8 protein-coding genes are annotated in these 14,035 nt (G+C 72.6%); 4 read left to right on the top strand and 4 right to left on the bottom strand.

Going from position 1 to position 14,035, the window contains the following annotated elements; all coding sequences use genetic code 11:
• The first annotated feature begins 31 nt into the window (after positions 1-31).
• Positions 32-1,810, top strand: a complete 1,779-nt coding sequence (locus ACN9M0_RS25790) for an ABC transporter ATP-binding protein (RefSeq protein WP_426404293.1) — start codon at positions 32-34, stop codon at positions 1,808-1,810.
• On the top strand, positions 1,807-3,651 hold the full coding sequence (locus tag ACN9M0_RS25785) for an ABC transporter ATP-binding protein (RefSeq protein ID WP_426404292.1): 1,845 nt from the start codon (positions 1,807-1,809) through the stop codon (positions 3,649-3,651). The genes ACN9M0_RS25790 and ACN9M0_RS25785 overlap by 4 nt, the downstream gene beginning before the upstream one ends.
• A 138-nt stretch (positions 3,652-3,789) precedes the next feature.
• On the opposite strand, the gene ACN9M0_RS25780 is transcribed toward ACN9M0_RS25785, so the two are convergent.
• The gene (locus ACN9M0_RS25780; protein ID WP_426404291.1) at positions 3,790-5,274 is read right to left on the bottom strand and encodes an MFS transporter; all 1,485 of its coding nucleotides are present in this window, start codon (positions 5,272-5,274) and stop codon (positions 3,790-3,792) included.
• A 135-nt stretch (positions 5,275-5,409) separates the two neighbouring features.
• Here ACN9M0_RS25780 and ACN9M0_RS25775 point away from each other — a divergent pair, with 135 nt between their 5' ends.
• Both ACN9M0_RS25775 and ACN9M0_RS25770 read left to right on the top strand, forming a co-directional pair.
• The gene (locus tag ACN9M0_RS25775; RefSeq protein ID WP_399696042.1) at positions 5,410-6,321 is read left to right on the top strand and encodes a TetR/AcrR family transcriptional regulator C-terminal domain-containing protein; all 912 of its coding nucleotides are present in this window, start codon (positions 5,410-5,412) and stop codon (positions 6,319-6,321) included.
• A 244-nt stretch (positions 6,322-6,565) separates the two neighbouring features.
• Positions 6,566-8,590 (top strand): M4 family metallopeptidase, encoded by a 2,025-nt coding sequence (locus ACN9M0_RS25770; protein WP_366036028.1) that lies wholly within the window; start codon positions 6,566-6,568, stop codon positions 8,588-8,590.
• A gap of 72 nt (positions 8,591-8,662) precedes the next feature.
• Here ACN9M0_RS25770 and glgP read toward each other — a convergent pair whose 3' ends face one another.
• From glgP to ACN9M0_RS25755, 3 genes are all read right to left on the bottom strand, one after another.
• Entirely contained in the window at positions 8,663-11,227 is a 2,565-nt protein-coding gene (gene glgP, locus ACN9M0_RS25765) for an alpha-glucan family phosphorylase (RefSeq protein WP_426404290.1), read from the bottom strand.
• 112 nt (positions 11,228-11,339) lie between these two features.
• The gene (locus ACN9M0_RS25760; RefSeq protein WP_366036030.1) at positions 11,340-12,668 is read right to left on the bottom strand and encodes an FAD-dependent monooxygenase; all 1,329 of its coding nucleotides are present in this window, start codon (positions 12,666-12,668) and stop codon (positions 11,340-11,342) included.
• Between the two features lie 215 nt (positions 12,669-12,883).
• Entirely contained in the window at positions 12,884-13,969 is a 1,086-nt protein-coding gene (locus ACN9M0_RS25755; protein ID WP_366036031.1) for a monodechloroaminopyrrolnitrin synthase PrnB family protein, read from the bottom strand.
• Between the last annotated feature and the right edge of the window lie 66 nt (positions 13,970-14,035).

Below are 14,035 nucleotides of genomic sequence, written 5' to 3'. Positions count from 1 at the left end.
GTGTCAGTGGCGAACCGTATGGTCGGACCTGATGCCCGAGAAACCGAACCCCCCGCAATCCGACCGCTCGGCGGTCCGTGTCCTGCTCCGACTCTGGCCGTACGTACGGCCCGTGCGGGGCCGGCTGTTCACGGCCGCGTTCGTCGCGATCGTGGCCTCCTGCCTGTCGCTCGTCATCCCGCTCGTCCTGAAGTGGCTGGTGGACGGGCCCGTCGCGGACCGGGACCCCGGGGGCGTCTGGCTCGGTGCGCTGTACCTCCTGCTCCTCGGGGTCACCGAGGCCGCCCTGTTCGGCCTCCGCCGGTGGCTGGTGGCACGGCCGCTGTCCTCGGTGGAGGCCCGGATGCGAGCCGACCTGTACAGCAGGCTGCAGCGCCTTCCGATCGCGTTCCACGACCGGTGGGCGTCCGGGCAGCTGCTCTCGCGCGGGACGACGGACCTGATGCTGGTCCGGATGTTCCTGGCCTTCCCGCTGACCTTCCTGCTCGTCAACGGCGTGACGATCCTCGCCGGTTACGTCCTCCTGCTCGCCCAGGACTGGTCCCTCGGCCTGGTGCTGCTCACACCCGTCATCCCGCTCGTGATCGTCTGCTCCCTCTTCGAGCGCCGGTACGGGGTGGTGGCGCGCACGGCCCAGGACCAGGTCGGCGACCTGACGACGGTCGTCGAGGAGAGCGTCCTCGGCATCCGGATCGTGAAGGGCTTCGGCCGGAACCGCAGCCAGGCGAAGGCCTTCCGGGAGCTCGCCGGACAGCTGCGCGGCACGGAACTCCTCAAGGCGCGGCTGCTCGCGTGGATCTGGGCGGTCATCACCGTCGTACCGGAGCTGGCCATCGGCGCGGCCCTGGTGCTCGGCACCGTGCAGGTCGCGGACGGGGACCTGTCGGCGGGCACGCTCGTCGCGTTCCTGTCGACGGCGATGGCGCTGCGCTGGCCGGTGGAGTCGATCGGCTTCCTGCTCGCGATGAGCCAGGAGGCGGCGACCGCGACGGAACGCTACTTCGAGGTGATGGACGCGGCGGAGGAACCGGAGACCGCCGACGGCACCGTGGGCGGCGGCGTCCCGGACGGGGTCCGCTTCGAGGGCGTCTCCTTCCGCTACCCGGACGCCCCCGAGGAGGCGCCGCCCGTCCTGGACGGCATCGACCTCCACATCCGCCCCGGCGAGACACTGGCCCTGGTGGGCGGCACGGGCTCCGGCAAGACGACGCTCACCGCCCTCGTCCCGCGCCTGCACGAGGCGACGGCCGGCCGGATCCTCCTCGACGGCGAGGACATCGCCCTCATGGAACGGCGGAGGCTGCGCTCCCTCGTGTCGATGGCGTTCGAGGAGCCCACGCTGTTCTCGGCGAGCGTCGGCGAGAACGTCCTGATGGGCGCCGAAGGAGCGGGCGAGACGGACCTCCGGCGCGCCCTGGGCGTCGCACAGGCGGACGGCTTCGTCGACAGGCTCCCGGACGGCACGGCGACCCAGGTCGGCGAGCAGGGCCTCAGCCTGTCGGGCGGCCAGCGACAGCGGCTGGCCCTCGCCCGCGCGGTGGTCGGCAAGCCCCGGTTCCTGGTCCTGGACGACCCGCTCTCGGCGCTCGACGTCCACACGGAGGCCCGGGTCGAGGCGGCCCTGCGGGAGGTCCTCAAGGAGACGACGGCCCTCGTCGTGGCGCACCGCCCGTCGACGGTGATGCTCGCCGACCGGGTCGCGCTGCTCTCACGGGGACGGATCGCGGCGGTGGGCACGCACCAGGAGCTGCTCCGCGAGAGCACCGAGTACGCCTGGCTGATGTCCGGCGAGGGGGACGAGAACCGATGACGGACACCACGCTCACGAAAACGTCGGAGAAGCAGGCCCCGGCCGAAGCGTCCGACCCCTTCGACCGCGACGACCTCCCCGCGCCCCGGGGAGCGACAGGAGCCCTGCTCCGCTCCCTCCTGGCCACCCACCGGACCCGTGTCGCGATCGCGGCCCTGGTCCTCCTCGTGAAGGAGGGCGCGGTCCAGGCGGGCCCGCTGCTCGTCGCGTACGCGATCGACCGGGGCGTCCCGGCCTTCCGCGCGGGAGACCACGGTCCGGTCGTCGCCGTGGCCGTCGGCTACCTGCTGTGCGCCGCCCTGTCGGGCGCCCTGCAGTACGCCTTCGTACGCGGCACCGCGAAGATCAACCAGGACGTGCTGCTCGACCTGCGTGGCCGGATCTTCCGGCACGCGCAGCTGCTGAGCGTCGACTTCCACGAGCGGTACACCTCGGGCCGGCTGATCTCCCGCTCGACCACGGACGTCGAATCACTACGAGAACTGCTCTCGGAGGGCCTCCAGGAACTGATCGGGGTGGTCCTCTCCTTCACCTCGATCTCGCTGATCCTCCTCTGGCTCGACCGGGGCATCGGAACGACGGCGATCGCGTCCTTCGTACCGCTGTACCTTCTGATCCGCCTCTACCGGCGCCGCGCGGGCGAGGTGTACGCGGAGCGTTCGACGGCGATCGCAGGCGTGATCGTGAAGTTCGCGGAGACGATGAACGGCATCCGCCCGGTGAGGGCGTTCCGCCGCGAAAGCACCAACGACACGGAATTCGCGCAGCTCAACCACCGCCACGAACGAAGCAACGGCGACGCGCTCCTCGAGATGGCCCGCTATGTGGTCGGCTCGCGCCTGGTGGCGAACACGGCGGTGGCCGGCATGTGCCTCTGGGGCGCGTACAGGGTCGCGGACGGAACACTGGAACTGGGCGTCCTGGCGGCGGCGGTGCTCTACATGCGCCGCCTGTACGACCCGATCGACCGTCTCGGCATGTTCCTGAACTCGTACGAGTCGGCGGCGGCTTCCCTCACCAAGATCGCCGGCCTACTGGCCCAGGAACCCGGAGTCCCGGAGACGAAGAACCCCCGCGAACTCCCGGACCGCACCGGGACACCGGGCAGGGAGATCACCTTCGACCAGGTCAGATTCGCCTACCGCACAGGCGGCGAGGTGCTGCCCACCTTCGACCTGACGATCCCGGCGGGCCAGACGGTGGCGGTGGTAGGAGCGACGGGCGCAGGGAAATCAACCCTGGCAAAACTCCTGGCAAGGTTCTACGACCCCACAGAAGGCCACGTAAGACTCGACGGCGTAGACCTCAAAAACCTGACCACACCAACCCTCCGCCGCGGAATCGTGATGGTCACGCAGGAGGCGTTCCTCTTCTCGGGCACGGTGGCGGACAACATCGCGATCGGCCGCCCGGACGCGACGCGCGAGGAGATCGAGGCGGCGGCGAAGGCGATCGGGGCGCACGAGTTCATCACCACCCTCCCGGACGGCTACGACACGGACGTACGCAAGAGGGGCGGCCGGATCTCCGCCGGCCAGCGCCAACTGGTCGCGTTCGCCCGCGCGCTCCTGGCGGACCCGGCGGTCCTGATCCTGGACGAGGCGACGAGTTCCCTGGACGTGCCGGGCGAGCGAGCGGTGCAGCGGGCGATGGACACGGTCCTGGCGGGCCGTACGGCGGTGGTGATCGCCCACCGTCTGTCCACGGTCGAGGTGGCGGACCGGGTCCTCGTCATGGAGTCGGGCCGGATCGTCGAGGACGGACACCCGTCGGCCCTGGTGAAGGGCGAGGGCCACTACGCGGGCCTGCACCAGGCGTGGCGGGACAGCCTGGTGGGCTGAGGGAAAACCGGCGACGGACAGAGGGGGGACGGGCAGGGGGTCGTGTTCGGGACGTGACGCGTGATTCGTGGCGCCCCGGCGCCGTACATCACGCAGTCCCGAACACGACCCCTTACCCGTCCCCGACGACCCGACCACTCAACGCCGCCGCAGGAGCACCAGCGACAACACAGCCGCAAGCAGCATCAACAGAGCGGCCCCGAGAGCGGCCCCGGACATCGCCGACACGAAGGCGCTCCGCGCGGCTTCGAGAACACCGGCCGGGGCCCCCAGCGCACCCCCGAGCGTCTCGCGAGCGGCGGCGGGCGCCGAAGAGGGCATGGCCGCCGTGTAGACCGCGGCACCGACGGACCCGAGGAGAGCCATCCCGAGCGCCCCGCCCAGCTCCGACCCCGATTCGAGCACGGCGGCGGCGGCACCCGCGCGCTCGGGCGGGGCGGCGCCGAGGGCGAGTTCGTTGGCGAGGGTCATCGCGGAGACGAGCCCGGCGGCGTAGACGGCGCTGCCGACGAGGATCACCCAGAAGGGCGTGGCGCGGTCGACGGCGACGAGCCACCCGAACCCGGCCGCGGAGACGAGGAACCCCCCGCTCATGACGTAGGCCCGGTCGACCCGCTGGGCGAGCACCGCGGACACCGGCGCGGCGAGCATGACGCCACCGGTGGGGACGAGGCTCCACAGGGCGGCTTCGAGGGGGCTCTGGCCGAGGACGGACTGGAGGTACTGGGTGAGGAAGACGGCGAAGCCGACGGTCGCGGCCATGGCGAACAGGTTGACGAGGAGGGAGCCGCCGTACGCAGGGGTACGGACGAGCCGCAGATCAACCATGGGATCGTCAAGCCGCCCCTGCCGCCGAACGAAGAAGAGCCCGACGACAAGCCCGACGACAACACAGACGGCGGGCACGGCAGCCCACCCGCCCTTGGCGAGCTCCTTGATCCCGTAGATGACGGGGAGCAGGGCGACGAGCGAGAGCACAGCGCTGAGGACATCGAACCGCCCGCCGCCGGACGCGCCCTTGGACTCGGACACGAGCAGGGGCGTGAGGACGAGCAGCAGCAGCATCGCGGGCAGGTTGATGAGGAAAACCGAGCCCCACCAGAAGTGTTCGAGGAGGGCGCCGCTGACGACGGGCCCGAGGGAGATGCCGCTCGCCATGACGGTGGTCCACAGGGTGACGGCCTTGGTGCGCTGGGCCGGGTCCTGGAAGAGGGTGCGGATCAGGGCGAGGGTGGACGGCATGAGGCAGGCGCCGGCGACGCCGAGGAGCGCGCGGGCGCCGATGAGGGCGCCGGAGCTGTGGGCGTAGGCGGCGGCGACGGAGGCGGCGCCGAAGAGGGCGGCGCCGAAGAGGAGGAGCTTGCGGCGCCCGACGCGGTCGCCGAGGGAGCCCATGGTGACGAGGAGTCCGGCGAGCACGAAGCCGTACATGTCGAGGATCCACAGCTGCTGGGTCGCGCCGGGCCGGAGGTCGGCGGCGATGGAGGGGATCGCGAAGTAGAGGACGGAGACGTCCATGGAGACGAGGAGGAGGGGGAGCATCAGGACGCCGAGGGCGGTCCATTCGCGCCGGCCGGCGCGGCCGGGCCCGGTGGCCGGCTGAGGTTCTGCGGTGAGTGTCATGCGAGCAGAGAAGCAAGAGGACGCGTACAACGCCACAAACGTCCTAGTGCACTCACCTCACCCCGTCAACTCCCCATCAGAACAACAGGTCACACCGGCGTACACCGCACAGGTGCACTAGTACACTCCCACCCCATGACGACCGAGCCGCCCTACCTGGCCATCGCCGCCGAGATCCGACGCCGTGTCCGCGCCGGGGAGCTGGCCCCGGGAGACCGGGTGCCGTCGACGCGGGCGATCACGCGCGAGTGGGGCGTGGCGATGGCGACGGCCACGAAGGCGCTGGCGGCGTTGCGCCAGGAGGGCGTGGTGCGGGTCGAGCCGGGGGTGGGCACGGTGGTCGTGGAGCCGGCGAGGCGGGCGGCGGCGACACCGGCTCAGACGGCGCTCACGCGGGAGCGGATCGTCGGGGCGGCGCTGGAACTGGCGGACGCCGAGGGCTTGAACGCGCTGACGATGCGCCGGGTAGCGACGGCGCTGAACACCTCGACGATGGCGCTGTACCGGCATGTGCCGGGCAAGGCGGAGCTGGTGCGGCTGATCGCGGACGCGGCGTGCGGCGAGGTGCCGCTGGGTCCGGTGCCGGCGGACTGGCGGACGGGCCTGGAGCGGGGGGCGCGGTGGCTGCGCGGGGTGTACGCCCGGCACCGGTGGATGGCGCACGCGATGGCGTCGTTCACGCGGCCGGTCGCGACGCCGAACGCGATGAAGTACACGGAGTGGGTCCTGCGGGCGCTCCGGGGGACGCCGCTGCCCCCCGCGGACAAGCTCCACGCGCATCTGGTGATCTTCGCGTTCGTCCAGGGCCTGTCGATGGCGGACGACCTGGAGGAGCAGGCGCGCCAGGACACGGGGATTTCCGACGGCGAGTGGATGGAACAGAATGAGCCACGGTTCGACGCGATCCAGGCGGGCGGCTCGTACCCGGAGTTGATGGCGGTCACCAGCGGTGGGGGCTTCGGTCTGGACCTGGAGACGCTCTTCGAATTCGGGCTCCGCCGGACGTTGGACGGCATCGCGGCCATGATCGAGGAAACGTCCGGTTAACGAACACGGACATTCGGACAGCGGACGATTTCCGGCCAACTTCCTGACGCGGTCCTGACAGGTCCCCGTCATTCCTGTCACTCTCTCCCCGGCTCTTCGCACCACAGTTCACCGCTTCACCCGAACGAGTTCCGCGTCACAAGGACGAGTTCGGTGTCACACGTACCTGCTCCACAGCTCTCCTTGCTCCGCCCGGACGGGCTCACCCAAGTCCGCCGGTACCCCCCTCGCATAAGGAGTCTGCGTGAGATCCACGCCCAGCCGTCGCGCCACCGCGACCGGCGCTCTGATCGCTGCCGCCGCCATGCTCACCCTCGGCGTCCAGTCCGGCACCGCCTCCGCCGGCACCTTCGGGGCCGACGCCCCCGCCGCGGGGCACTCCCTCGGCAAGGTCAACCCGGGCAAGCTCCCGGCCGACCTCTCCCCCGCCCAGCGCGCCGCGCTGATCAAGGCGGCGGACGCCGACAAGGCCGAGACGGCCAAGTCCCTCGGCCTCGGCGCCCAGGAGAAGCTGGTCGTCCGTGACGTGGTCCAGGACCGCGACGGCGCGACCCACACGCGCTACGAGCGCACCTTCGCCGGGCTGCCCGTCCTCGGCGGCGACCTGATCGTCGACGAGACCAAGGCCGGCGCCACGACCGGGGTCATCAAGTCGAGCCGCGCCGAGCTCAAGAACGTCGACCTCAGCGCCTCCGTCGCCCCGGCCGCCGCCGAGAAGCAGGCCGTCGGCCTCGCCGCCGCGGACGGCTCGAAGAAGACCGCCGCCGACCGCGCCCCGCGCAAGGTCGTGTGGATGGCCCAGGGCGCGCCCGTCCTCGCGTACGAGACCGTCGTCGGCGGCCTCCAGCACGACGGCACCCCGAACGAGCTGCACGTCATCACGGACGCGAAGTCCGGCGCGAAGCTGTTCGAGTGGCAGGGCATCGAGACCGGCATCGGCAACACGATGTACAGCGGCCAGGTCACCCTCGGCACCGCCCCGTCGTACAGCCTCACGGACACGACGCGCGGCAACCACAAGACGTACAACCTCAACGGTGGCACCTCCGGCACCGGCACGCTGTTCACCAACAGCACCGACACCTGGGGCAACGGCCTGGCCTCCAACAAGGAGACCGCCGGCGCGGACGCGCACTACGGTGCCGCGCTCACCTGGGACTACTACAAGAACGTGCAGGGCCGCTCCGGCATCCGCGGTGACGGCGTCGGCGCGTACTCCCGGGTCCACTACGGCAGCGCGTACGTCAACGCCTTCTGGTCCGACTCCTGCTTCTGCATGACCTACGGCGACGGCGTCAGCAACACCCACCCGCTCACGTCCATCGACGTGGCCGCGCACGAGATGACGCACGGCGTCACCTCCAACACCGCGGGTCTGAACTACAGCGGCGAGTCCGGCGGCCTCAACGAGGCCACCTCGGACATCTTCGGATCGACCGTCGAGTTCTACGCCAACAACTCCTCGGACGTCGGTGACTACCTCATCGGCGAGAAGATCGACATCAACGGCGACGGCTCCCCGCTGCGCTACATGGACAAGCCGAGCAAGGACGGCGCGTCCAAGGACTCGTGGTACTCGGGCATCGGCTCGGTCGACGTCCACTACTCCTCGGGCCCGGCGAACCACTTCTTCTACCTGCTGTCCGAGGGCAGCGGCTCGAAGACCATCAACGGCGTGACCTACAACTCGCCGACCTCCGACGGCCTGCCCGTCACCGGCATCGGCCGTGACAAGGCCGCGGCGATCTGGTACAAGGCGCTCACCAGCAAGTTCAGCTCCACCACCGACTACGCCGGCGCCCGCACCGGCACGGTCGCGGCGGCCACCGACCTCTACGGCGCGACCAGCGCCGAGGTCACGGCCGTCCAGAACGCCTGGGCCGCCGTGAACGTCGGCTCCCGCCCCGGCGGCGGCGGTGGCGGCACGGTGTTCACCAACGACGCCGACGTCTCCATACCGGACAACGGCGTCGCGGTCACCTCGTCGCTCAGCGTCACCGGTGTCACCGGCAACGCGCCGAGCAACCTGGCCGTCGGCGTGAACATCGTCCACACCTACATCGGTGACCTGGTCGTCGACCTCATCGCCCCGGACGGCTCGGTGTACAACCTGAGCAACCGGGCCGGCGGCAGCACCGACAACATCAACCAGACGTACACCGTGAACGCCTCGTCCGAGGTCGCCAACGGCACCTGGAAGCTCCGCGTCCAGGACAAGGCGTCGATCGACACCGGCTACATCAACAGCTTCAAGCTGACCTTCCCGTAGAGGGAAGGCCCGCACGGCCTGAAGTGACATGACGGACGCCCGGAGGGACCTTTCCCTCCGGGCGTCCGCGCGTCAGCGCAGGAGGACTCCCGCCCCCTCCCCCGTCGTCTCCTCCGGCAGGGCCGCGAGGCCGAGTTCGGCCGGGTGGGCGAGCAGCGGGTGGGCGGGCAGGACGCGGACCGTGCAGCCGAAGGAGCCGGTGCGGTCGAGCTCCAGGGTGCCCGCGTAGGGGAGCCGCCCCTCCAGGTCGGGCCCGCCCGCCGGCTTCAGGGTGACGGTGCGGGGGGCGGCGAGGGTGTCGTCGGCGTCGACCCGGCCGGTGACGGCCTGCACCTCGACGTCGTCGGGGCCGAGCGCGCCGAGCGCCACCCGGACCCGGACGACGGGGGTCGCGCCCAGCTCCGCGTCGGCGAGGTCGTCCGCGAGCCCGTCGCCGACCTCGACGTGGTCGACGGTCACCTTGGGCCAGGCCTCCCGGACCCGGGCCTTCCACGCCGCGAGGTCCCGCGCCCGGTCCGGGGTGAGGGCGCGGCGGGCGCCTGCCGCGGGCACGTACAGCTTCTCGACGTACTCGCGGACCATCCGGTCGGCGAGCACCTTCGGGCCGAGGTCGGCGAGGGTGCGGCGGACCATGGCCGTCCAGTCGGCCGGCACCCCGTCGGGGCCGCCGTCGTAGAAGCGGGGGGCGACGCGGCGCTCGATCAGCTCGTAGAGGGCGGCGGCCTCCAGGTCGTCGCGGCGGTCCTCGTCGGCGGCGGCCGCGCCGTCGGCGGTGGGGATGGCCCAGCCGAAGTCGGGCTCGAACCACTCGTCCCACCAGCCGTCGAGGACGGAGAGGTTGAGGCAGCCGTTGAGGGCGGCCTTCATGCCGCTGGTGCCGCAGGCCTCCAGGGGGCGCAGCGGGTTGTTGAGCCAGACGTCGCAGCCGGGGTAGAGCCCGCGGGCCATCTCCATGCCGTAGTCGGGCAGGAAGACGATCCGGTGCCGGACCCGGGGGTCGTCGGCGAACCGGACGAGTTCCTGCACGAGCCGCTTCCCGCCGTCGTCGGCGGGGTGGGCCTTGCCGGCGACGACGAGCTGCACGGGCCGCTCGGGGTGGAGGAGGAGGGCGCGCAGCCGGTCCTTGTCCCGGAGCATCAGGGTGAGCCGCTTGTACGAGGGGACGCGGCGGGCGAAGCCGATGGTGAGGACGTCGGGGTCGAGGACGGACTCGGTCCAGCCGAGTTCGGCGGCGGCCGCGCCGCGGTGGCGCCAGGAGGCCCGGAGCCGTTCCCGTACGTCGGTCACGAGCCGTTCGCGGAGGGTGCGGCGCAGCTCCCACAGCTCGCGGTCGCTCGCGTCCGGGGAGAGCCGGCCGACCTCGGGGGCGACCCAGGTGGGGGCGTGGACGCCGTTGGTGACGGAGGTGATCGGCACCTCGTCGGCGTCGAAGCCCGGCCAGAGTCCGGCGAACATGGAGCGGCTGACGGCGCCGTGGAGGGTGGAGACGCCGTTGGCCCGCTGGGCGAGGCGCAGGCCCATGGCGGCCATGTTGAAGACGCCGGGTTCGCCGCCGAGCGGGGTCTCGTCGCCGAGGGCGAGGACGCGTGCGGTGTCGACGCCGGGGAGCGCGCCGTCCTCGCCGAGGTGGCGGGCGATCAGGCCGCGGTCGAAGCGGTCGATGCCGGCCGGGACGGGGGTGTGGGTGGTGAAGACGGTGCCGGCCCGGACGGTCTCCAGGGCGCTGTCGAAGTCGAGGCCCTCGCCCTGGAGTTCGCGGACGCGTTCGAGGCCGAGGAAGCCGGCGTGGCCCTCGTTGCTGTGGAAGACCTCGGGTGCGGGGTGGCCGGTGAGCCGGGTGTAGGTGCGGACGGCGCGGACGCCGCCGATGCCGAGGAGCATCTCCTGGAGGAGCCGGTGCTCGCTGCCGCCGCCGTACAGCCGGTCGGTGACGCTCCGTTCGCCGGGGGCGTTCTCCTCGACGTCGGAGTCGAGCATGAGGAGCGGGACGCGGCCGACCCGGGCGATCCACAGGTGGGCGTGGAGGCTGCGGCCTCCGGGGAGGGCGAGGGTGATCCGGGCGGGGGTGCCGTCGGCCTCGCGGAGCAGGGTGACGGGCAGCTCTCCGGGGTCGAGGACGGGGTACTGCTCCTGCTGCCAGCCGTCCCGGCCGAGGGACTGCCGGAAGTAGCCGTGCCGGTAGAGCAGGCCCACGCCGATCAGCGGGACTCCGAGGTCGCTGGCGGACTTGAGGTGGTCGCCGGCGAGGATGCCGAGGCCGCCGGAGTACTGGGGCAGGGCGGCGGCGACGCCGAACTCGGGCGAGAAGTAGGCGACGGCGGCCGGGGCGTCGCCGGGCCGGCCCTGGTACCAGCGGGGGGCGTGCAGATACTGGTCGAGGTCCTCGGCGGCGGCGCTCAGCCGGGCCAGGAAGTCCTGGTCGGCGGCGAGCGCGGCGAGCCGGGGCGCTTCGAGGGCGCCGAGGACCCGGACGGGGTCGGCGCCGGCCGGGGTCGCCGCGCCAGGGGCGTCGAGGGACGCGAAGAGCGCCCGGGTGGGCTCGTGCCAGGACCAGCGCAGGTTGTGCGCGAGGTCGGCGAGGGGTCGAAGGGTGTCGGGGAGGACGGGACGCACGGTGAATCGACGGATTGCCTTCACGTTGTCCACCTTCGCAGGCGAGTACGGAGCGGAGCGGGCGCACCACGCTGTGCGTCCGGCGTGCCGCTCCGACGGTAGGGCACGGTGGCCCGCGCGGCCACGGCGCACGGGGTCAGGCGGTGGGTACCGCCGGCTCGTACGGGGAGCCCTGGTTCACGGTGGCCGGGTCGAACGCTCCGGTGGCGGCGTACCGTCCGGCGATCGCGGCGAGTTCCTCGGCGGGGATGACGTCGTCGATGTCGGTGAAGCCGTGCGGGGCGCGTGCGTGGGCGAGGTTGATGACGACCTCGGGGCCGAGCTCCCGGTTGGCGCGCTGGAGCGCGGTCATGGCGGGGCGGCGCTCCCGCTCGTAGGCGGCGAGGCCCTCGGCGGGGTCGGGGTGCCGGGCCAGGGCGTGGGCGAGGGCGCGGGCGTCGACGATCGACTGGGTCGCCCCGTTGGAGCCGATGGGGTACATGGCGTGGGCGGCGTCTCCGATGAGGGTGGTGCGGCCGTGGGTCCAGCGGTCGAGGGGTTCGCGGTCGACCATCGGGTACTCGTGCGCGGTGTCGGCGGCGCGCAGGACGGCGGGGACGCTGACGCCGTCGAACTCCCAGCCCTCGTAGTACGGGAGGAAGGTCTCGACGGGGACGGCGCGGTTCCAGTCACCGCGCAGCCGCTCGTCGCCGGCCGCGCCGGGGGTGTCGGCGGGCCGGGCGAGGGCCCAGTTCACGAGGACCTCCCGGCCGGGTCCGGTGGGCCGGCTCATCGGGTACACGACGGCCTTCTGCCGGTCGTCGCCCGCGATGAGCATGAAGGAGCCCACGGCCCGCGCGGGCATCCGGGACACCCCCCGCCACACCAGCATCCCGTTCCACGCGGGCCCGCCCTCCGCCGGGTTGAGCGCCGCGCGGACCGCCGAGCGGATGCCGTCGGCGCCGACGAGGACGTCCGGTTCGAGGGAGGCCCGGCCCCGGACGGGGCCGTCGCGGTGCTCCAGGCGCAGCCGGGGCCGTCCGTCCGGGAGCAGTTCGACGCCGGTCACGCGGACGCCCGTGACCAGGGCGGCGGTGCCGAGCCGGGCGCGGACGGCGCCGGCCAGGACCTGCTGGAGGTGGCCGCGGTGGACGGACAGCTGGGGCCAGCGGTAGCCGGCGCCGAGGCCGCGCCGCTCCCGGGATATCAGGCCGCCCGAGCGGTGGTAGTAGCGCAGCTCGCGGGTGGGCAGGGAGCCCGCCTCCAGGGCGTCGAGCAGGCCGAGGGCGGCGAGTTCGCGGACGGCGTTCGGCATCAGGTTGAGTCCGGCGCCGACCGGACGGATGGCGGGTGCGGCCTCGACGACCGTCACGCGCTCGAATCCGGCGGCGTGCAGCGCGAGGGCGGCGGTGAGTCCGGCGATGCCGCCGCCGGCGATCATGATGTGCGGGCTGTGGCCGGGGTACGTCTCGGTGTGGGGGGACATGTCGACTCTGCTCCTTCGCGCGGTTGGGGGGTGTCTTGTCGATCAGGCCGGATCAGGGAGCGGCGTCTGGTGCCGTGCATCGCAAGGCGGAGGAGGGAGTCGACGCGGTGGGGGCACCTCCCAGCGGTAGCTGGGGGACGTCGGCGAGTGACGACAAACGCGGCGAGGCGCGGCACCAGACGCCGCGAGCCCGGCCTGATCGACGAGACACCCCCCTACGCGGCCGGCGGGCCGACGGGCGCCCCTGCGGGACGGCTCCGCGCGCCCGCGCGGCGCACCATGGTCTCGTTCTCCCTGGTCAGGTCCAGGATCGAGCGCAGCAGCGCGACGGGGGCCCCGCCGCTGCCCTCCTCGTACAGGCGCACGTCGTCGCTGTACGCCTTGCGGGCGATGCCGATGTGCCGGGCCCGGAAGGTCTTCAGGATCCGCAGGACGCGGCCGAGCGCCTCCGCCGAGTCGGTGAGCGCGGGCGGCAGCCGGTCGGCGCCCTCCCAGCTGACCGCCGCCGACAGCTTGCTGACGGCGGAGACCCCGCCCCGGTGCCGGGCGTGGAAGGCGCGCCAGGACGGCAGGGCGTACGGCAGGGACTCGGCGAGGAAGGCGTCGTAGGCGGCGTCGGAGCGGTCGCACTGCCACAGCGTCAGGTCGACCAGCCAGAGCGGGACCTGTGCGGCGGCCGGGCCCAGGTAGTCGCGGCCCGCGATCTCGACGTCCTCGAAGTAGGGGCGGAGGGTGAGGGCGAAGTACTCGGGCGGGACCTGCGCGACGGTGAGGTCGATGGAGTCGACCATGGCCCGCACGTGGCCGGCGACCCGGTCGAGGGCGGCGGCGAAGCCGGGGTCGTACGGTTCGAGGCGGGCGACCCGGGCGCAGTCGTCGAGGGCGGCGACGAGCCCCGGGAACACCATCCGCACGGCGTCCTGGAGCCGGGCCTCGGTCGCGTCGCCGGTGTAGGTGCGGCGGCGGGGGCCCTTGGGGTTCCAGGTCGTGTAGTGGTGGACGGTGTCCCGGGGGACCATGTCCGTGCGGCGGCCGAGAAGTTCCAGGACGGGCAGCGCCTCCGGGACGGCGGCCAGCGGCTGCACGCCGTGCCGTTTCAGGGAGCCGAGCAGGATGCCGAGGTCCCGCATCGCCGCGAGCGCGCCGCCGACGCTCCACTGCGCGGCGTGCTCGGGGGCGGGCACCAGGGCGCGCAGGGCGACGGTCAGCGCGGCCGTGTCGGCCCGCGCGTTCAGCACGGGCACCGCGGCGAGCAGGGCGTCGGCGCCCAGCGGGTCGGCGGCACGTATGTCCTCGGTCATGTGGCGCGGGTCGCCGAGCAAGGCTGCGCTCCTCTTTGTCGGGGGCTCGGTTCGCCTCCGGGCGCT

Source organism: Streptomyces sp. R-07, from assembly GCF_049913175.1.
Lineage (GTDB): Bacteria > Actinomycetota > Actinomycetes > Streptomycetales > Streptomycetaceae > Streptomyces.
This window is presented reverse-complemented; position numbering and strand designations above follow the sequence as displayed.

Bases quoted from the DNA above. Each gene is read 5' to 3' on its own strand.
- ACN9M0_RS25790 (WP_426404293.1), top strand. From the start codon at position 32: ATGCCCGAGAAACCGAACCCCCCGCAATCCGACCGCTCGGCGGTCCGT.
- ACN9M0_RS25785 (WP_426404292.1), top strand. From the start codon at position 1,807: ATGACGGACACCACGCTCACGAAAACGTCGGAGAAGCAGGCCCCGGCC.
- ACN9M0_RS25780 (WP_426404291.1), bottom strand. From the start codon at position 5,274: ATGACACTCACCGCAGAACCTCAGCCGGCCACCGGGCCCGGCCGCGCC.
- ACN9M0_RS25775 (WP_399696042.1), top strand. From the start codon at position 5,410: ATGACGACCGAGCCGCCCTACCTGGCCATCGCCGCCGAGATCCGACGC.
- ACN9M0_RS25760 (WP_366036030.1), bottom strand. From the start codon at position 12,668: ATGTCCCCCCACACCGAGACGTACCCCGGCCACAGCCCGCACATCATG.
- ACN9M0_RS25755 (WP_366036031.1), bottom strand. From the start codon at position 13,969: ATGACCGAGGACATACGTGCCGCCGACCCGCTGGGCGCCGACGCCCTG.